Source organism: Streptomyces sp. NPDC050548 (assembly GCF_044457385.1).
Taxonomy (GTDB): Bacteria; Actinomycetota; Actinomycetes; order Streptomycetales; family Streptomycetaceae; genus Streptomyces.
In genome coordinates this window covers 194,837-213,483 of record NZ_JBITGV010000016.1, presented here as the reverse complement: position 1 = coordinate 213,483, position 18,647 = coordinate 194,837, and the positions used below count along the sequence as shown (strand labels likewise).

16 protein-coding genes and 1 pseudogene are annotated in these 18,647 nt (G+C 69.7%); 9 read left to right on the top strand and 8 right to left on the bottom strand.

Annotated features, from left to right (window positions below; genetic code table 11):
- Positions 1–64: 64 nt before the first annotated feature.
- Positions 65–826: a hypothetical protein gene (locus tag ACIBJH_RS36165; RefSeq protein WP_399121181.1), complete on the bottom strand. Its 762-nt coding sequence runs from the start codon at positions 824–826 to the stop codon at positions 65–67.
- Between the two features lie 412 nt (positions 827–1,238).
- Here ACIBJH_RS36165 and ACIBJH_RS36160 point away from each other — a divergent pair, with 412 nt between their 5' ends.
- Both ACIBJH_RS36160 and ACIBJH_RS36155 read left to right on the top strand, forming a co-directional pair.
- Positions 1,239–2,024 carry a serine/threonine protein kinase gene (locus tag ACIBJH_RS36160; RefSeq protein WP_399121180.1) on the top strand — a complete coding sequence of 262 codons (786 nt, stop codon included), beginning with the start codon at positions 1,239–1,241 and terminating at the stop codon, positions 2,022–2,024.
- On the top strand, positions 2,021–3,439 hold the full coding sequence (locus ACIBJH_RS36155) for a serine/threonine-protein kinase (protein WP_399121179.1): 1,419 nt from the start codon (positions 2,021–2,023) through the stop codon (positions 3,437–3,439). The genes ACIBJH_RS36160 and ACIBJH_RS36155 overlap by 4 nt, the downstream gene beginning before the upstream one ends.
- 24 nt (positions 3,440–3,463) lie before the next feature.
- Here the strand turns inward: ACIBJH_RS36155 and ACIBJH_RS36150 are convergent, their stop codons facing one another.
- Entirely contained in the window at positions 3,464–4,357 is an 894-nt protein-coding gene (locus ACIBJH_RS36150; protein WP_399121178.1) for a M23 family metallopeptidase, read from the bottom strand.
- A 92-nt stretch (positions 4,358–4,449) separates the two neighbouring features.
- Positions 4,450–5,727, bottom strand: coding sequence for an SH3 domain-containing protein (locus tag ACIBJH_RS36145; RefSeq protein WP_399121177.1), 1,278 nt, complete (start codon positions 5,725–5,727; stop codon positions 4,450–4,452).
- 163 nt (positions 5,728–5,890) lie between these two features.
- Here ACIBJH_RS36145 and ACIBJH_RS36140 point away from each other — a divergent pair, with 163 nt between their 5' ends.
- From ACIBJH_RS36140 to ACIBJH_RS36125, 4 genes are all read left to right on the top strand, one after another.
- Positions 5,891–6,658: a peptidoglycan DD-metalloendopeptidase family protein gene (locus ACIBJH_RS36140; protein WP_399121176.1), complete on the top strand. Its 768-nt coding sequence runs from the start codon at positions 5,891–5,893 to the stop codon at positions 6,656–6,658.
- A gap of 83 nt (positions 6,659–6,741) precedes the next feature.
- Positions 6,742–7,188, top strand: coding sequence for an RICIN domain-containing protein (locus tag ACIBJH_RS36135; protein WP_399121175.1), 447 nt, complete (start codon positions 6,742–6,744; stop codon positions 7,186–7,188).
- 106 nt (positions 7,189–7,294) lie between these two features.
- Positions 7,295–8,614, top strand: a complete 1,320-nt coding sequence (locus ACIBJH_RS36130) for a DUF6348 family protein (protein WP_399121174.1) — start codon at positions 7,295–7,297, stop codon at positions 8,612–8,614.
- On the top strand, positions 8,598–9,338 hold the full coding sequence (locus ACIBJH_RS36125; RefSeq protein ID WP_399121173.1) for an IMP cyclohydrolase: 741 nt from the start codon (positions 8,598–8,600) through the stop codon (positions 9,336–9,338). The genes ACIBJH_RS36130 and ACIBJH_RS36125 overlap by 17 nt, the downstream gene beginning before the upstream one ends.
- Positions 9,339–9,543: 205 nt before the next feature.
- Here ACIBJH_RS36125 and ACIBJH_RS36120 read toward each other — a convergent pair whose 3' ends face one another.
- The gene (locus ACIBJH_RS36120) at positions 9,544–10,317 is read right to left on the bottom strand and encodes an SDR family NAD(P)-dependent oxidoreductase (protein ID WP_399121172.1); all 774 of its coding nucleotides are present in this window, start codon (positions 10,315–10,317) and stop codon (positions 9,544–9,546) included.
- Positions 10,318–10,341: 24 nt separating this feature from the next.
- Complete coding sequence (locus ACIBJH_RS36115; RefSeq protein ID WP_399121171.1) at positions 10,342–11,610, bottom strand: cytochrome P450; 1,269 nt, start codon at positions 11,608–11,610, stop codon at positions 10,342–10,344.
- A 141-nt stretch (positions 11,611–11,751) separates the two neighbouring features.
- On the opposite strand from ACIBJH_RS36115, the gene ACIBJH_RS36110 reads away from it, so the two are divergent.
- On the top strand, positions 11,752–12,360 hold the full coding sequence (locus ACIBJH_RS36110; protein WP_399121170.1) for a TetR family transcriptional regulator: 609 nt from the start codon (positions 11,752–11,754) through the stop codon (positions 12,358–12,360).
- A gap of 357 nt (positions 12,361–12,717) precedes the next feature.
- A complete protein-coding gene (locus ACIBJH_RS36105) occupies positions 12,718–13,470 on the top strand; it encodes a GNAT family N-acetyltransferase (RefSeq protein WP_399121169.1) in 753 nt (250 codons plus the stop codon).
- A gap of 56 nt (positions 13,471–13,526) precedes the next feature.
- Here ACIBJH_RS36105 and ACIBJH_RS36100 read toward each other — a convergent pair.
- Positions 13,527–13,820, bottom strand: a pseudogene (locus ACIBJH_RS36100) (ATP-binding protein); the annotation flags it as partial.
- Positions 13,821–14,266: 446 nt separating this feature from the next.
- Here ACIBJH_RS36100 and ACIBJH_RS36095 point away from each other — a divergent pair.
- On the top strand, positions 14,267–14,794 hold the full coding sequence (locus ACIBJH_RS36095) for an STM3941 family protein (RefSeq protein ID WP_399121168.1): 528 nt from the start codon (positions 14,267–14,269) through the stop codon (positions 14,792–14,794).
- 50 nt (positions 14,795–14,844) lie between these two features.
- On the opposite strand, the gene ACIBJH_RS36090 is transcribed toward ACIBJH_RS36095, so the two are convergent.
- Together ACIBJH_RS36090 and ACIBJH_RS36085 are read right to left on the bottom strand one after the other, a co-directional pair.
- Entirely contained in the window at positions 14,845–16,299 is a 1,455-nt protein-coding gene (locus tag ACIBJH_RS36090) for a hypothetical protein (RefSeq protein WP_399121236.1), read from the bottom strand.
- A 178-nt stretch (positions 16,300–16,477) separates the two neighbouring features.
- Complete coding sequence (locus tag ACIBJH_RS36085) at positions 16,478–18,529, bottom strand: hypothetical protein (RefSeq protein ID WP_399121167.1); 2,052 nt, start codon at positions 18,527–18,529, stop codon at positions 16,478–16,480.
- Positions 18,530–18,647 lie beyond the last annotated feature (118 nt).

Here is an 18,647-nt window from a genome sequence, read left to right as displayed (position 1 = left end):
CGCCCGAAGGTGCTCGCCTCGATACTCCACGAAGCACAGGGAAACGCCCTCACGGTCCGGTGGATCAGTAGCGGTAGCCGGGCCAATGCGGGTCCTCCCAACGATCGTCGCCGGTGAGGCCCAACAGCCTTATTCGGTGGAGCAGTTCCTCCGATGCGCCGTGGGCCCGGAGCCGGGCAGGGGCATTGCGGACCAGCCAGGCGGTCAGCTCGGTGCGTTTCTCCTCCTCGTTCTCCCAGGAGTCCCAGGGGAGTTGGTCTCCGAGCAGGTCGTACTCCCACTTTGCCGCCGCCTCTGCCAAGTGGTCGTCGGCCGGATGGTCAGTCTGCGTTTCCCATGTGGTGAGCCACGGGGTGAGCGTGGCTGATGCCTCGGTGATCAATGCCAGGACCTCGTACGCGGGTACCGCGGGATCGGGATTCGTGAGCGTGTGGGCCCACCACGCGTGCAGGAAGTCCCTGACGGCTTCGGCCTGCGCGGTGGGCCACTGCTGCCAATGACCGCGGGCAAAAGAGTGGCCGACTTCCTCCGAACCGAAGAGCGTCTCGACGGAGCCTTTGACAAGGGCCGTGGCCAACTGGGGCAGGATCCGGCGCAGTACGGATGCGTGGTCGCTCCAGTCGGGGGCCCGCCAGGTGCGGCCCAGGAGGTCGAGGTCCAGCTCCGTGTCCGGAACCTTGAGCTGTGCGAGTTCGCCGGCGCTGCCCCAGTGGCACTCGCAGTTGTGCTCGTCGGGGTGGGCCGTCATGCCGCCGAAGACGGCGGCCAGGCCGTCGAGCGCGGCAGTGAGTCGCGGTCGTGCGGAGGGTTGGTCGGGGTTCATCATGGCGTTCGCATTCGGGGACTCCGGAAGCCTCTGGCATCCGAAGATCGCCAACTTACCCTGGTGGTTCTCAGGCCGCCACCGACTTGCACGTCCAGCGGCGGAAGTACGGCAACGGGGCGAGGCAGCAGCGGATATCGGCCAAAGCCGGAGCCTCCGCCATTCGGTTCGAAGAGCTTTGTGCAAGAGTCCTCGCGCATGCAACCGCCGCGCCGCGTCAGCGGTGTTGACGAACGGGGCTCGTGTGATCCTTCGGCCTGCGTGCGAAAGAGCGGAACGAATCGAGGTAAAACGGGGTGTGCGCGATGACCAGCGCTCGTGTGCCTGCCTTGTGCGGAAGAGAAGCGGCCCGGACCAGGGGCCTGCAAGTCGGGGGCAGTGACAAGCGACAGATCCGCGTCGGAATCGGGGGACGATGAGCGGCGTACTGATCCATGTGCCACAGGACCCGCCGCTGACGCTACGGCTCGGCGCGGGTGAGGTCGCCCGCTTCGGGCGCGGCTCGGACACGGTCGCCGTGGAGTTGCGGCTCGATGATCCGGCGGTGTCACGGCTGGCCGGGGAGATCCGGGTGAGCGAGGACCACTGGCTGCTGAGCAACCTCAGCGCCACGCAGAGCTATCTGGTGGAGAACCCGGAGGGCGCCGGCGAGTATCTGCGGGTGCCGCCGCGCCGTCTCGGGGCGCCCATTCCCTTCGAGTTCGCGCGTGTGGTTCTGCCCACCCGGGAACGGGTGGTGAGTTTTCAGGTGTTCGCCCCCGACCATGTGTATCTGGACCCTCAGGGGGTGGTCGGCGGCCGACTGGGCACGCGGACCCTGACCGCGTACTCGTTGGACGAGACCGCGACGTACTTCCTGGTCCTGGTCGCCCTGTGCGAGCCGCGGCTGCGTGACGAGTCCGCGCTTGCCGTTCCGACCACGCCCGAGATCGTCGAACGTCTGCGGCAGTTGCCGCAGTGCGCGAGCCTCACCGCTCGCGGGGTGAGCGCTCACATCGACTACCTCGCCGAGGAGAAACTCCGCATCGTCCTGCCGGAGTCGCGTGACGCGGGCCGGGGTGCCCGCCGCAACGGAAAGCGCGAGGCACTGGTCGGCATCGCCCTGCGGTTCGGGGTGGTCGGCGAGTCCCATCTGGGGCTGCTTCCGCCGCGGTCGGCGGCTTCCGGCGGCAGTGCCCAGGCCCAGGCGGTGGGCCGGTGAGCCGTGGGGCCGAGGCCGAGCGGGTTCCGGCCGGTTACCGGGTCGGGGACTGGGAGGTGGGGGCACCGATCGCGGACGGGGGCTGGGGGTGGGTCTACGAGGGTCGGAGCGTGCACGGGACGACGGACGGCCACCCGGCCGTCGTCGCGTTGAAGTTCCTGCCCACGTCCGGACTCGCCCCTCAACAGGCGCGCGGGCTGCTGGAATGTGCCCACCGCGAGCGGGAGTTCGGGCGTCGGGCGCGGCATCCCCGGCTGATCCGGGTGCTCGACTCTCTCGTACTGAACGAGCCGGACCATCCCGAACTCGACGGCGCGATCGTGCTGGTGATGGAGCGTGCCGAGCGCAGTCTCCGCCAACTCCTCGGCGGCGAGGCGGGGTTGACGGACGGGCAGGCCGAGCTGATTCTGACGCAGATCTGCGAGGGGCTGGCCCATCTGCACGAGCTGGGCTGGGTGCACGGCGATCTCAAGCCCGACAACGTTCTCCTGATGGCGGACGGATCGGTTCGTCTGTCGGATTTCGGGCTGGCCTCGGAACTCGACGGCACCCACGGCACACATGCGTGGATGCCACCTCTGGGCACTCCCGACTATCTGCCGCCGGAGCGCTGGAAGGCCCCGCTGGGCGAACGCGGTGTGCAGGCGCGGCCGAGCGCCGACATCTGGGCGCTCGGCATCATGGTCCACCAGATGTTCACCGGCGGAATCTCGCCCTTCCCCGGCGCGACCCCGGCCGCACGGGGTGCCGCGGCGCAGGAGTACGCCGGCGGACGGGCGCCCCTGCGGCTGGATCCCGCCGTACCGCCGTTCTGGCGCGATCTGGCCACGGACTGCCTCTCCCCCACCCATGAGGCGCGCGCCGCGTGCACCGCGGGAGCCCTGCTGGCCCGCATCGGTGCGTCGGCCGACGGCACAGGTGCGGGTGCGGCGGGTGACCGCGGGCATCGGCGCAGACGACGGGTCCTCCTCGGCGCCGCGGCGGCCACCGCCCTGTGCGCGGCGACGGTCGCCGGATGGGTCTACGTAGCCGACGACGACAGTGCGACGCGGAACGCCCCCGTCCGTGCCGAGAACGTCTCCGACACCGCCGGCCCCGCCGCCATCAAGGTGTACAACGTGGAGCCGACCTGCCGGGCCCATGCGGCCGACCGTGATCAGCAGTGCAGCCTCGGTCTGGCGATCGACCCGCTGGCGCCGTACACCGTGGCCAATGTGGTGGCCACCCGTGTGTGGCACGGGGACGTCCTCACGGCGCAGTGCCGGTTGCCTCAAGGGCTGCCGGTGACCGACGAGTTCGGTACCCGTTCCACCGTGTGGTACCGCGTCCGGTTGCCGGGCGGCGCGGCCGACTCCACCGCGTGGTTCCCCGCCGTGCGCACGAAGGACCGGCCCGCCCTGCCCACGTGCCGATGAGGCCGTGCACCTGATCCGGCCGGATCAGGTGCACGCGGGGATGTCCCGGCCGTCGTTGTCCTTCGCCTCGTCGTTGCCCCATCGGTCGAGGTAGTAGGCGGAGACGTACGCCCGTCCCCGGCCGCCCGGTGCCACCTCGTCGAGGTCGGTCAGCAGCCACCAGTGGTTGTACGCCGAGCCGACCCGCACCTCGTCGCCCCACTTCCTGCACAGGACGTAGTTGGTGCCCTTGCGCAGGGTGCCCTGGGCGGCGCAGCGCGATGTGCTGTCGTGCGTGCAGTTGACGTCGGGATAGCCGGTGGCGTCGGCGAGGGTGTCCACCCAGTGCCGGGTCGGCTGCTCTCCCCCGCCGTCGCAGGCGTTGGTGCTGGTGACGCGGGGGAAGGGGCCGTCGGGCGTGAGCCGGTACTCGGTGCCCTGGAGCACCGGGTGGACCATCTCGTCCGTCTCGCCGTCGTTGTCGCCGTTGGTGTCGTAGAGCTGCTCGTAGTGCAGATGCGCCTCCTCCGTGCCGACCAGTCCGAGCCGACCGACCGGGTCTCCCGACGCGACCTGCTGGCCGAGGTGGACGTCGATGCGGTCCATGTGGAGGTAGACGCTGAACCATCCGCCGCCGTGGTTGATCTCGATGCCGCCGGGCTCGAAGAACTCGGTGACCGTGCCGGCGGCGGACGCGGTGACGGTGGCGCCCAGGGTCGGGCCGTCGACGTGGTACATGTCGAGCTTCTTGTCGTCGGGATCGTGGCCCAGGTACGTCTGCAGCTGCCAGGTCTGTCCGCAGGGGAACGGCAGCCGGAAGTCGGGGCGGGCGGTGGGCGCCGCCGACGCGGCCGGTGTGCTCGCGCACAGTCCCGCCGTCATCAGCAGCGCCGTCAGTGTCGCCGCCCAGCCCGCTCTTCCCGTCGGCCTCAACTTCATGGTTCTCGCCCTCTCTTCGCCTCGGTGTGCGGCAACGACGGTGCCGTACACGGGCTTTGAAAGGACTCCGGCACGTTACGGGGTGGGACGGTTCAGGTGCCGCACTGGCGGGTCACGCCGCCGGTCGCGTCGCCCTTGAGGTAGATGCCGCTGACGTAGCCGACACCGCCCGCGTTCAGGGCCAGTTCGATCCACTTGTCGCTGGTGTAGCCCTCGTCGGTGACGACCTGGCCGGTCTTCCAGCAGTTCGCCGGGTAGCTCTGGTTCGGGTACACCGTGCTGACCACGTCGCAGGAAGTGGAGGCGCAGGAGCGGACGTTGGCCTGCATCCACGCCGTGACGTTCGTCTGGCCGCCGGTGTCGCCGGACGGCTGGAAGGTGACGTCCACCCAGTCGTTGTCCGTCATGCCCAGGCCGTCCCAGAAGGTGCCGTCGGCCACGTCGATGCCGGCCGGGTTGGCGACCCGGCGCCCGAACTCGTCCAGGCCACCGTTGTAGCCGGACTGGTAGGCCGCCTGAGCCTCGGGCGTGCCCTGCGGCAGATCACGCCACGTCTGCCGCTGCGCGGACGGGTTCCAGTAGTCGTCCTGGGTGTTCCAGGGACCGACGTCCCACACCGGTGCCGTCTCGCAGCGTCCCGTGCGCTGGTAGCACAGCCGTACCTGGTACTCGTGGCCCCCGTTGGAGGCGAGCATCCGCCGGGACGGCAGCGCGACGAAGTGGTCGCGCTGCTGGATGACATGGCCGTTGGCGGTGGTCTGCCCGGCGAGGCCCTCGCGGGTGGCGAAGACGCGGTACGTCGGTGAGGCCGTGGTCAGTGTGCGGGGTGCCTGGGGAGCCGGCTGTGCGAGGTCGGCGTGGACGGAGACGGCCGAGACCACGGGGGCGGCGGTACGGCTGCCGAGCAGGGTCAGTCGCACCTGGACGACGGAGACGGCCTGAGCCAGCCGCAGCCGACCGGTGCGGTCGGGGGTGGTCCACTGCGTCCACCGCCCAGGGTGGTCGCTTCCCCGCACCTCGGTCAACACCTGTGTTCCGGACGGTACTTGGACCCGCGGGCGGATCGTGAAGGCGTCGGCCTGCCGTCCGAGGCTGCGGGCCGGCGCGGTGTACACGGCGAACGCCCTGCCGGGCGCGGACGCGGTGCGGGCGCGGCGGTCACCGATGGTCAGCGCGCCGTTCTTGCGATGGTCGATGTTGTGCTGGTCGGCCGAGGCGGCGGCGAGGTCGATGCGCCAGTCGGTGGCCGGCCGGGCGGCGGGGCGTTCGTGGCCGGGGCCGTCGGCGGCAGCGGCGGCGACCGGCGGCAGCCCGCCCAGAACCAGCAGGGCGCACAGGCCCTGTATCAGTCGTCTGGTGGTGGATCGCATGACGCATCTCTCCAACTGGTCGGGAAAACGGTGCGGTTGACGATCCCCAGCCCTATCCGCCCGCGCACCGCCGCGTCATTCCGGAACGTTCCGGATGCCGCTGGTCGTGGAGGCGCGGATAGCTTCCGTGCCGTCCACCAGAAGTCACCGGAGAGGAAGCCTCGTGCGTCTGTTCCCGTACGCCGGACTCATCACGGCCGCCGTCGTCCTGCTGCCGCTGTCGGCGGCCCTGCCCGCCGCCGCGGCACCGGCCACCCCGGCCGCGTTCGCCGCCTCGTGCCCGACCGCCGGGGTCATCACCCAGGGGTACGGCGACAGCCACGACGGCGTCGACATCGCCAACGCCCAGGGCACGCCCATCTACGCCGTGGGCTCCGGCGAGGTCATCAACTCGGGCCCCGCCAGCGGTTACGGGCAGTGGATCCGCATCCTGCACGACGACGGCACGGTGACCGAGTACGGGCACATGTACCAGCGGGACGTCGTCGTCGGCCAGCATGTCCAGGCCGGTCAGCGCATCGCCCTGATGGGCAGCGAGGGCGAGGCGACGGGGCCGCACCTGCACCTGCGGGTCAGGATCGGCACCTCCACCACGGTCCGCGGCATCGACCCGGTGCCGTATCTGCGCGACCGCGGGGTGAACCTGCCCTGCACGCCCGGCGGTGGTGGCGGGCAGGGCACCACCGTGACCGCCTGGGCGCAGGCCAACGTCCGCTCCTGCGCGGCCACTTCGTGCGCCGTCGTCAGCACGGTGTACCCCAACGAGAGCTACCCGGCGAACTGCTGGAAGACGGGCCAGCTCGTCACGGCCGAGGGCTACAGCAACGACAAGTGGATCGAACTGCCCCTGAACGCGGGCGGTGTCGGCTACGTCAGCGCGATCTACCTCAAGGGCGACGACAAGGGCAACGTCAGCCGCCAGTGCGGCTGACCGCTCCCCGGTCCGAGCGCCCGCACCCGACTCCCCGCCGCACTCGGCTGCGGGGCACCACCACCCCACCGAAGGGAACACCCATGTCCGTCTCCGTCCTGACCCGCGTCGCGGCTCTCGGCGTCTCCGCCGCCGCCATCGCGCTGCTGCCCGCCGCGACGGCCTCGGCGGCCGACGCCGTGAACACGTTCAAGAACCAGGCGACCAACCGCTGCATCGACGACACCGGCGCCGGGTTCCGCACCTGGGACTGCAACGGCTCCACCCCGCAGAACTGGATCGTCCACAAGTGGGGTGACGGCACCGTGCAGTTGAAGAACGCCTTCACCAACCGCTGCATGTACGACAGCGACCAGGGGTTCAAGACCGCGAACTGCGACTCCAGCACCAACCAGAGCTGGCTCGTGCACAAGTGGGGCGACAACACCATCGAGCTCAGGAACCAGGCGACCAACCGCTGCATCGACGACAGCAGCGCCGGCTTCCGCACCTGGGCGTGCAACGCCGGTCAGAACCAGAGCTGGTTCTGACACCTGCGGGCGCTCCGATGCCGCGGTGGTCCAACGGCGGCACCGGAGCGCCCTGTCGAGGCGATGCGGTGCGTCGGTCGTCGGCCGGGCTCAGTACCATCCACGGATGTCCTGGATACGACGTCGTAAGCACAAGGCGGAGCCGCCGGCGGAGCGGCTGCCCGACCTGGAGTTCCTCGCCCTGGTCAGGGCCGGGCTCGAAGAGTTCGCGCCAGGTTCGACGCAGGGCGCCCAACTCAAGGGCAACTCCTTGATCAGCCGGGACGGTTGGGCGGTGGCCGTGGCCCCGCCGCACCACGGGGGCGGCCACCACTACGACCTCGTCGCGCTGCCGGACGTCAGTCTCCAGCCGGACGTGCCGTGCTTCATGGACTGCGTCGTGTCGATGTCCGCCGATCCGCAGGACGCGGCGAACACCTGGGTACAGACGGCGGGTGCCTGCCTGCTCGAACTCCTCGACCGCCGCGAGCGGTTCGCGGACCACGCGGGCCCCGACGAGAAGCGCGGCGTGCCCGGCTGGCACATGATCACGTCGGGTGCGGTCGGTCTCGGAACCGACGTCGACGAGAACCGGCGACTGCAGCGCGCGCTGCTGGACGCGAACGTGCTGCACCGGATCGCGGACTCGTTCACCGCGGACCTGGAATCGCCCTTCTTCAACGGCGTCAAGGTCTTCTACGGCGGACGCCCAGGCGCGATGCAGGCAGAGATCCGCGTCAACGGTGAGCGCCACGAGGCCGCTTCGGCAGCGATGACGGCGCTCGGACTGCCCGAGCCGACGGCATTCACGGCCGTGCGGTTCTACGCGCTGCTGCTTCCGCCGTCGGAGGACGAGGACGAGCCCAGCCAACCGACGACGGCCCGGCCCGATCCCGTTCCTGCCCCGGCGCAGGCCACTCCCCACACCCACGGCCCCTCCTGCGACTGCGGCGGCCACCTCGACTCTGAGCACCCCGGCTTCGACCTGGCCCTGCCCCACCTGGTCGCCGAACTCTCCGAGGAGGAACGCAGGCGCCGCGTGAAGTCCGACACGGGCGCCGTCATCACCGCGGAGGGCGTCGGCAACTTCCTCAAGGTCCGCCTCCCGATCCGTCTGGACGACGGAAGGACGGCGGTCTACCTCGCCTGGGTCCACCTCCAGGTAGCCGTGTTCGACGACTTCGTGCGACGGGTCCGCGACGACGACCTGGCCGGCCACCGCTTCGAGGGCCTGCTGTGCAACGCCATCGGCCCCTGGGGCGAGGACGTCCTGCGCGCCCCCGTCGTCCTCGGCGGCCAGCGGATCGACGAGGACGGCTCGGTCCGCCTCAGCGAAATTCTGGAGTCCAGCGATCCCCTGCTCACCAAGGTGCTGACGGATACCTGGCCCGCCGCCTTCGTCATCGGCGACCGCGGTGGGATGGCGGTGCGTGAAGACCGTCCCTGATGTCGTCGACCAACAGAGGAGCGTCCCGGTGGACCTGGTGCACGAGGCATTGGCGGGCAATCGCTATCCCGGGCGCGGTGTGCTGTGGGCGCGGACCCTCGGTGGCGCGCTGTGCGGTGCGTACTTCCTCACCGGACGCAGCGCCGCCTCCAAGGCCCGTGTCCTGCGGAGAGGAGACGGAGAGGTGATCGTCGCGCCGACCGGCGAGTCGGCTCACGATCCGCTGCGGCACTATGTCGCGGCGCGCGAGCTGAGTGACTGGCTGGTCTTCGGCAACGGAGAACAGGTCGCCGTGGTGTCGGACCTGCTCCAGGAGAGACGAACACCGACCGAGGCGATGTCAGGCCTGGAGTACGAACCCGACCCGCCGATCTTCACGCCCCGCATCACGGTGGTGGCTGACCTGAGCGTGGGGCAGGACGCCTGGTTCGGTGCTGCCCGCCGCAGCGCCGGCGGCAGGACGTCGGCCGACGTACTGACGCTCGCCGTCCGCGACCTGGGTCCCGGTGACGCCGTTCTGATGACGACGTACCGGTCCGACGGACACCGGGTCACCACCGGTGAGCCGTTCGTCGAAGCCCGGACCGGGGCGGCCGACCCGGCCGGGCTCCTGGATGAGGTGTGGGGTGCGCTCACCCCGGAGTTCCGCGTGGCGATGGCGGTCTTCGAACCTGGTCGGCTGGCCGAGGCCACCATCCGCCACGAGGCGACCGCGCGGGTGTGACTACCCGTCCGCTGGGTGCGCGATCGCGATTCGTGATCTCGGTTTCGCGGTCGGCTACGGAGCCCACGTCGTTGCGTTCGTGCGCGCCGGAGCCCGGGACGAGAACGCCAACTTCATCGCCGACGCCCGCCAGGGCTACAGATACTTGTCGTCCGGTCCACTGCGGTGCACATCCCGTACACACGCGCCCTCGCGGCGGACCGGTTCACATGTACCAGCCGCCGTTGACGCCGATCTGCTGGCCGGTGATGAATCCGGCCTGGTCGGAGCAGAGGAAGGCGCAGGCGGCCGCGATGTCGTCCGGTGTTCCGGCGCGGCGCACCGGGGTCATGCCGGCGACGGTGTCGACGCCGATGAAATCCCCGCGCTTCTCGGCCTCGCGGGCCATCGGAGTGTCGACGATCGAGGGCGGGACGGTGTTGACGGTGATTCCTTCGGCGGCCAGTTCGACCGCGAGAGCCTTGGTCAGGGCGATGACGCCGCCTTTGGCGGCGACATAGTGGGCCATGTTCGGGGCGCCGTGCTGGGCGCTGGAGGACGAGATGGTGACGATCCGCCCCCACTTCTCAGCACGCATGTCGGGGATGACGGCCTGAACACAGGTGAACGTGCCGGTGAGATTGACCGCCATCACCCGGTCCCAGGCATCGGGCGTGATGTCGGTGACGGAGGCGAACGTCTCGACGCCCGCACTGGTGACGATGACGGTGATCGGACCGTACGCCTCACGGACCGCCTGGACCGCCGATGCGACCGCACCGCGGTCGGAGACGTCGCAGGCGTAGGCCGTAGCTTCCGCGCCGGTGTCACGGAGTCGGGCGGCGGCCGACTCGGCGGCCTCGGCCCGCCGGTCGAGCAGGGCCACGCGGTGGCCTGCTGCCGTCAGATGGTGCGCGACCGCGAGCCCGATACCCGACGCCGCTCCGGTGACCACGGCGGTTCGGGGGCTCGCCGAGGCGGGGTCTGTGCCGGGGCGCATCGGCCTTCCTCTCGATACGGGCCGTCAGCCGACCGGGGTGTAGCCGAGGTGCAGGGCCGTCAGGCCGCGCAGGATGTAGGTGGGTTCATAGGTGAGCCGGCGGTCGGAGGCCGGGCCGTGCTCCGCCTCGTCGAGGTGGATGTCGGCCATGCGGTCCAGCAGCCGTTCGACGCTCACCCTGGCCTCGACCCGCGCCAGCGGGCTGCCGGGGCACGCGTGGACGCCGCGGCCGAAGGCCAGGTGCTCGCGTGCGTTCGGCCGGTCGATGCGGAACCGGTCGGGCTCCTCGAAACGGTTCGGGTCACGGTTGGCGGCGCCGTTGAGCAGCAGCACGGTGGTGCCCGCGGGCAGCTCCACGTCGTGCAGCGTGGTGGACCGGCGCACGAGGCGGAAGTCGGACTTGACCGGGCTCTCCATCCGCAGCGTCTCCTCGACGAAGGCGGGGATGAGGCTGCGGTCCTCGCGCAACAGGGCCTGCAGATCGGGGCGTTCGGCGAGGACGAGCATCACGGAGCTGAGCAGCCGGGCCGTGGTTTCCTGGCCGGCGGCGAACAGGAACGTGGCCACCCGGACCACGTCCGTGACGTCGGGTGCCGATCCGTCCGGGAACGTGGCGGTGGCCAGCGCGGTCAGCACGTCGGCGCGCGGCTCGCGCCTGCGCTCCCGGACGAACGAGCCGAACTGCTCCTCCAGGAACTCCAGCGCGTTGCCGGACACTGCCTCGTCCGGGACCAGGGATCCCACCTTCTGCAGGCCGAGCCGCACACGGAACGGCTCGTGGAACTCCTCGGGGACACCCAGCAGATCCGCTATCACGAGCAGAGCGAACGGCTGGGCGTACTCCCTCAGCAGCTCGACCCGTCCGCGGGCGGCGAACTCGTCGATCTGCCGGTCGGCCAGCCGCCACATGAACTCCTCGTTCTCCTTCAGCCGCCGGGGCGTCAGAAGGCGGGCCAGCAGCGCGCGGTGTGCGGTGTGCAGCGGCGGGTCCATCGTCACCAGGTGCTCGCTCATGGGTAACTGCTCACGCACCTGCTCGATCAGCGGCCCGATGTCGTCGCCCTCGGGTTCGGTGGGCAGGCCCGGGAACGGGCCCGTCACCGAGTTGCAGGAGGAGAAGGTCTCGTGGTCGCGGTAGATCCGCACGGCCTCGTCGTAGCCGGTGACGGCCACGACGCCGTGGTGGGGCTCCCGGTGGACCGGGCAGCGGGCCCGCAGGTGCTCGAAGTAGGGATACGGATCGTTCACTACCGATCCGTCCGTGAAGAAGTCGGTCCTGTCGAAGTCGGGCACTGCGTCCTCCCTTGGGGCCGCACCCGTGGCACGGATGCTGGACGGTCGTACAGCAATGCTGGACATATGCTTAGCGCCGGGGTCCTGAGCCGTCAAGGCATGCGGCGCGGGGCGGAGTTACACCGAGAGAACGGAGGCTGTGTGACGTCGTCACCTCGCCGCTACGGTTCGCCCGACGCCAAGAACCGCAGTGTGCTGCTGGACGCCGCCGAGGAACTGCTCCTGGCGGAGGGCTACTCGGCCGTGACCGCACGGCGGGTCGCCGCGCAGGCCGGGCTCAAGCACCAACTCGTGCACTACTACTTCCACACGATGGACGACCTCTTCCTCGCCCTGTTCCGCCGTCGCGCCGAGCAGGGCCTGGAACAGCAGGCCGCCGCGCTCGCCTCCGACCGGCCGCTGCGAGCCCTGTGGGCATTCAGCACCGACCCGGCCGGCGCCTCGCTGACCATGGAGTTCATGTCTCTGGCCAACCACCGCGAGGTCATCCGCACCGAAGTCGCCCACTACGCCGAGCGACTGCGTGCGGCGCAGGCCGAGGCCCTCCCAGGAATCCTGCAACGCTATGGAGTTCCGCCCGGGACCTGTCCCCCGATCGTGCTGGTGTTCCTGACCACCTGCGTCGCCCGAGTCCTGGTCCTGGAGGACCGCCTGGGCATGTCCGCCGGCCACGACGAGACGCGCGCATACGTGGAAGACCTGATCCAGCGCTTGGAAGACGACAGGACACCTCAGTCCGAGGCGCACTGACCTCTGATCTGGGCAAACTCGGCTCGCCGGGCGACTGCGACCCGATGAGCGCTCAACGGATCGGTGGCTTCGTAGGTGACAACTGGCTCCAGTTGTAGGTCTTTTCCGGCTCCATCCAGGCGTCTCGTTTGGCCTGGTCATCGACCAATCGCCTGCCCAATGGGCAGCGGACATGCCAAGATCACCGCTGACTGCAAGGACTCACAGAGCTGGAGCTGACGCCAATTGGATGCGGGCGAGTTCACTACTTGAGCCGCCGATGCACCGAATGAATCACCCGACGTGTGCCTGTTTGCAGGCCCGGGCGATATCGGCGGCATGTCCGATTTTTTTTCATGCCTTCAGAAGGATCTTCCTATGGACTTCGACGTCCAAAACCATGCGCGCACGCGCGCCCTGCGTTCCGACGGCCATCTGCGGAGCGGTCCGTTCGTGGTGCGCCATGACCGAGACTGGTCGAGCCCCTTCGCCAACTACGCGATCCCGGATGACGGGGCCACGCCGACCGCGAGCGAGATCAGCGCCCTTGTCAGCACGTTTCGCACGCTGGATCGGGTGCCGCGTCTGGAGTACCTGCCCAGCTGCGCGCCGCAGGTCGAACCGGCCCTGCTCGCGGCGGGGTTCACGGCCGAGAACCGTGCCGCGGTCATGGTCTGCTCAGCTGAAACACTCATCACCCCCAGAGCGTCGGCCGATGTCCTGATCACTGAGCCGACCGACGACGCCGGGCTCCTTGCCACCGCGACGGTGCAGCACGCCGGGTACGGACATCCGGGTGAGCCGACAACGGGTCAGACCGCCTGGCTGCGCGACACCGTGGCGGGCGGCGGCGTGGTCGCCCTGGCCAGCGCTGACGACGGCACCGCGGTCGGCGCGGGTGTCTGCTCTTCGCCGGTGGACGGCTTGAGCGAATTGGCCGGCCTCGCGGTCGCCGAGAACTCCCGGCGGCGCGGTATCGGCGCGATGCTCTCCGCCTACCTGACCGCCGCAGTCCTCGACCGAGGCTGCCGGACGGTGTGGCTGGAGCCGGGCGATCCGGGCATCCAGAGGATCTACGCCCGGATCGGCTACCGAACCGTTGGCGAGAAGCTCAATATCTCCCTGCGGTAGGCGAGGGCGGGCGCGAGGACACCGCGACCCGCCCCACGTCTTCGTCAACCGGCGTCCGCGGCCGCCACGCCGTTCCTCTCCTCACGCTCCGTCAATAGCTGGGACGGCAGCTCCGCTGGTTCGTCAATACAGAGAAGGCCAACGCGGTCGTAGCAGGCGATGGTCTTGGCCGGCACGACAAGCAGATGGGACTTGCCGGTTGCACTGTCGCCGATCAAACACAGCGGCAGGCCCTTCTTGACCCAGTCGCACGAGGCCAGGGTGTGGATGGCGACCGGGTCGATGGCGGGGTTCGCGTCGAACTCGAACTGCCGGATCGATTTCTCGCGTGGAAAGCCGGTCGCCTCGATCAAGAACCCGCAATAGCCAATCATCAGCAGACAGAACTGCCACTCCCCTGCGATCCGGCGGGTCGCGGAGGACACCGGGAAGGCGCGGGCGCCTTCCCGGTGGAGCAGAGCGGCGCCATTGGCGCCCACTGCGTCCCCGTCGGCCATCTTGCGGACAACGTCGCTGCTCGTGAGACCGCCGGGTGCCCTGTGGGTCAGGGGCGACGCGTGAGCCCGAGACTTCCGCCGGGGACTCCGCTCAGGGCGAAGGCGGAGGGCCGCGCACAGTGGCAGGCGCCCGTCAGTTCCCCCATCGCCGAACAGTCGGCTGAACTTCACCGACAACAGCAGCGCCATCGGAGACCCCCCGGCGAAAACGCCGACCACAACGAGGTACCGGCCGTGGCCGCCCCTGGTCCACGAAAAGGCTTTCGCCGACGAGGGCTCTCGTCCTATCGTCTGACCTCGTGATCAACAACGGCGTTCCACTGCCCCCGACGGTCTACCCCCTCGCCAAGGGACGTGTGTGGGCCATGCTCGCCGGCTCTCTCGTCTTCGTCGGTCTGGGCGTTGGTTTCCTGATCGCCCACAGCACCGTGAAGATGACTGCGGCGGGGGCAGTGGCCGTGCCCTTCTTCGGGTTGTGCTCGGTGATCATCGTTCAGCGTCTGCGCCGAGACCGGCCGGAGTTGATGCTGGACGACACCGGGGTGGACCACGAGAGACTGGGCCGGTTCCGCTGGGACGAGATAGCCGCCGTACGGATACGCGAACAGCGAGTACGCAACGCCTCGCAGCGGTTCATCGAACTCGTACTGCACGATCCGGATGCCTATCTGGCCCGAGCGCCCAAGCTCGTCCGCAGCACCGCGTCCATGAACGCCCGACTCGGTTTCGGTCCGGCCGTCATGGCCACGAACACCTTGCCGGTACCGCCCGAGACGATCCTGGACGCGATGCGGCGTCACTGCCCCGGACTCGCGGTACAGCACTGAGCACCTCCGCCGCCGACAGGTCCGGCGGGACGGACCTCGTGCAGTCGTGGTCAGGGAGCGATACCCACGCCGTCGATCCGGCTCCACGCCCGCTCCTGCTTCGCGGTCATGGCGGGCCAGGTGAGTCCGCCGGGCCTCGGCCGGATGCGTGAGGCGTACGGCGCGGGGTGGAAGGCCGGGTCGTAGAGGCAGCCGGTGCCGTACCTCTGGTCGAAGGCCGCGCAGGAAGCCGCGATCGAGCGCGCGGTCGGCTTGTGTCCATGGCGCACCCAGGCGTCGAGCGCCGCGATGGAGTCGGCGTACTCCGAGTCGCTCAGCGCACTGTGCTCGGTCTCCTTCGTGAAGGTCTGGACGAGGTTGCCGCCCCTGCCCGCGCCTTGGAGAGTGGCGCGGTAGGCCGCTTCGTGCTCGACGAAGGCGGTCGGGTCGTCGATCGCGTGCAGGGTGAGGACGGGGATGGAGACCTTGCCCGTCAGGTCGCTGTCGTAGGAGAGGTCGCGGCGCGCGGTGGGGTCGGCGGAGAACCGTTCGACACCCGCGTTGAGCGCCTTGTCGTCGTGTGAACCCGTGTATCGCACGCCCTGGTTGCTGAAGGGATTGCGGCCGCCGAGCCGGGTCGACACGATGTCCCGAAACGTGAAGGTCGCGAACCGCAGATGTGACTCCAGCGAGCGCTCCGGGATGCGGGTGACGGCGAGGATGTCGTCGAGGTTGCGCTGTTGGAGGGCCGTGCGCTCCGCGGGGGTGGAGGAGAACCCGGTGCACTCCTGCAGGCGGGCGCGGAGTCCGCTGCTCGTCATGGTGGAGTCCGCGCGAAGCCCCTGCCACAGCGGGTACTGCGGCTCCGTCGGACGGGGGTGGTTGTGGCAGTAGTACTGGTAGACCACCCGCAGGTCGACCCGGTAGTCGTAGCCGCGCGAACCGCCGCCGAGGACTCCGCTCGTCAGCAGCGCGCCGTCGTAGGCGCCGGGGCGTCTGCCGTAGGTCTCCGCGACCTTGGCGGCGACGTCGCCGCCCCAGGACTGGCCGTGCACGTAGGTGCGCCTGGGCTTGCCGAACTCCGAGACGAAGAGTCGGCGCACGTTCTCGGTGTCGGCGGCGGCCATCCGGGTGCCGTAGCCACCGCGGCGGTAGGACGAACCGGCCCAGGCGTACCCCTCCTTGACCATCACCGCCCAACGTCCCAGGTCGTCGGTGCTGCGTGCCGGGTCCGAGACGTCGCCGAGATCGGGTCCGCCGTGCGCGTGCACCACGAGGGATCCGTTCCAGTGCGTCGGGACGGCCATCGCGTAGTACGCCCCGTTGCTGTCCTGGCCGGTGTAACACGTCGCCTGCCCGACCAGGCTGGGCGGGCAGGCGGCCACTGTCGGCCGCGCGGTCTCTGCCGTGGGCGCGGGGGCGTTGCCGAGCGTGCCGAAGAGCGTCGCGGCCACGCCGACGGCCAGCAGTGCCCGACGGTGGCGAGGGGTCGGGAGCCGTCGGCGTACCGGCACGGGCGCGTCAATTGTTGTCACGGGAGCGGCTCCTATGAATTCGCTGTGCAAAGTTGCGCTGCGAACCGTGATGTTAGGAAGCGCCGCATGCGGGGACCAGCCGTCGATCATTGCGTTCATAGTGTTCGCCCGCCCCGCCCGCGGCATCCCGCACCGTCCGGTCCGCCATCACGAACCGGACGTCATGCAACTACGCCAACTCCCTGACGGTGTGCTGATCTCCGTCCGCCAGGTGTTCGCCCCCTTCCGCCGCGGCCCGGTCGGCCAGAGTGTCGACGGCGGTGTTGAAGCGCTCCATGGAGCTGGGCCGGTCGGCGCCCAGGACGTACTCCTTGAAGTCGTGGCGGAGCGGTGCCATCGGATCGTGGCGCGGCTCGCGGACCGAGCGGAGGATCTCCGGCAGCCGGGTGCAGGCGCGGTCGAGGAGGTAGGCGCCGCCGGCGGTGGTGTAGGCGGCGCGGAAGTCGTCGTCGGGCAGGTCGTGTGCGTTGGTCAGGACATAGGGCTTGAGGCTGGCGACGAAGTCGGCGACCACCGAGGAGACGTCGCTGATGAGCAGGTCCGCCTGGTTGAAGCATTCGTACAGTGTGGGCAGTTGTCCGAGGATCACATGGTGGTGGACCGGCCCGTGGCTCTCCCAGAAGAGCCGGTGCCACTCGCTGTGCAGGGCGGGCCACTCGGCCGTGTCGCCGCGGTCGGGGACCCGTGAGTCGCGGGTCTGCTGGGTGGGGTCGCCACTGTGCCGTCCGGCCAACTCGTCGATCCGGGACCGGATTTCCCGCAGTCTCGTCCCGACGGCGAGTGCGGCCCGCGCCTGCGTGTGCTGCGTGTGCTTCGTGTGCGCGGACTCGCGTCGCTCGTTGTCGTTGCTCAGGAGTTCACGGACGGCCCGGTCCGCGGCAGCCGCTTCGGGAGAGCGGCGGCCTGTGAGCGGGTGCGGCTTGTAGATGATCCGTACGTTCTGAGCGAGGAGTTTCTCGATCAGGGGCACGCCCATCGGGATGAGGGAGGTGTGGCAGTCGTCGTCGCTCCATCCTTCCCAGGTGGGGGCGTACAGCACGACCGGCAGTGAGCCCGGCACGTGGTCGGCGTGCAGCCGTATCGACGACAGTTGCGGGCGCCCGACCTCGACGATCGCTCCGTCGCTGATGGCGTGCCGGACCCGCTGGTAGCGGTCGCGCCCGGCCCGTCCGGCCACCCAGATCTCGTCGTACACCTTGCTGACACGGTTGCTGCTGGCGAGCTTGTCGCTGTCGCCGTGGCCGATGAAGACGTGCTTGGCCTCGGCGACGCGCAGCATGTGCACGTTCTTGCCGGCGTTGCCCGGGTACAGGACGACCCGGACGTCCGGCAGTTCCAGCTCGGCCAGGTCGTCGGCCTTGGGCACGCACAGGACCGGGATCCAGGTGCGGCTGAGGTAGCGGAACGAGGCCTGCTCACGCAGGATGATCAGCGGGCGTCGATCGAGCTGCTCCAGTGTCTCGATCCACATGTTGACCTGGTACATGAAGTCCCGGGAGACCGCCGCGAAGCTGAAGTACAGGGCCACCTCGGGTCGGTAGGCGGCCAGTTGCCGGTTGACCTCGGCGATCACCTCGGCCTTCGCCGGCATGCGGCGGGCCCGGCGGAACGCGATCAGCAGAGCCACTACGGCGGCCAGCGCGGACGCGGCCGTCAGCGCGTAGCCGATCACGGCCGGGTACCAGGTCCCGGCCGCGAGCGCCACCAGCAGTCCCACGTGGGCGGGCAGGTCCAGGTGCAGCAGTTTGCGCAGGAAACGCCGGTAGAGATAGGCGGGCGGGGGCTTCTCGATGCCGGACCCGCTCATGTCGAGGTTGCGCACGGCCACCGGCAGCACGCGCCGACGGCTGATCGCGTGATGCACCGCCGAGTACAGCATCACCAGCGTGAAGTGGGCGCCGAAGACGGCGAGTCCGGCGACCAGCACCCGGTCCGGGGCCCCCGTCCGGTCGGCCAGGGCGAGCAGCATCAGCGTTCGGAAGGCGAACCGCAGGGTGCGGTCGAGCTGCAGTGCCGCGAGCCGGCGGACGAACTGGGGTGCCCGGACATGCAGGGCCTCGTCCACGCCGTAGCTCACGGCGGACGCGACGGTGAAGCCCCACAGGGACGGCAGCAGTGCGAAGACGGGCAGCGCGGCGAAGCCGGCGGCGAACAGGAACACCAGCAGCAGGTCGGCCTTCGCCCGCACACGCAGGGCAGCACACAACCAACGAACCATCATGGACAAGGGATCCCCCCACAGGACTTCCCGCGACGGCGGCGCCGTTGCACGCCAGTTCGACGCGAGGCAGGAGTGAAGGGTTGTACGCCTGACGGCTACCAGTAATTTACTTCTGGTT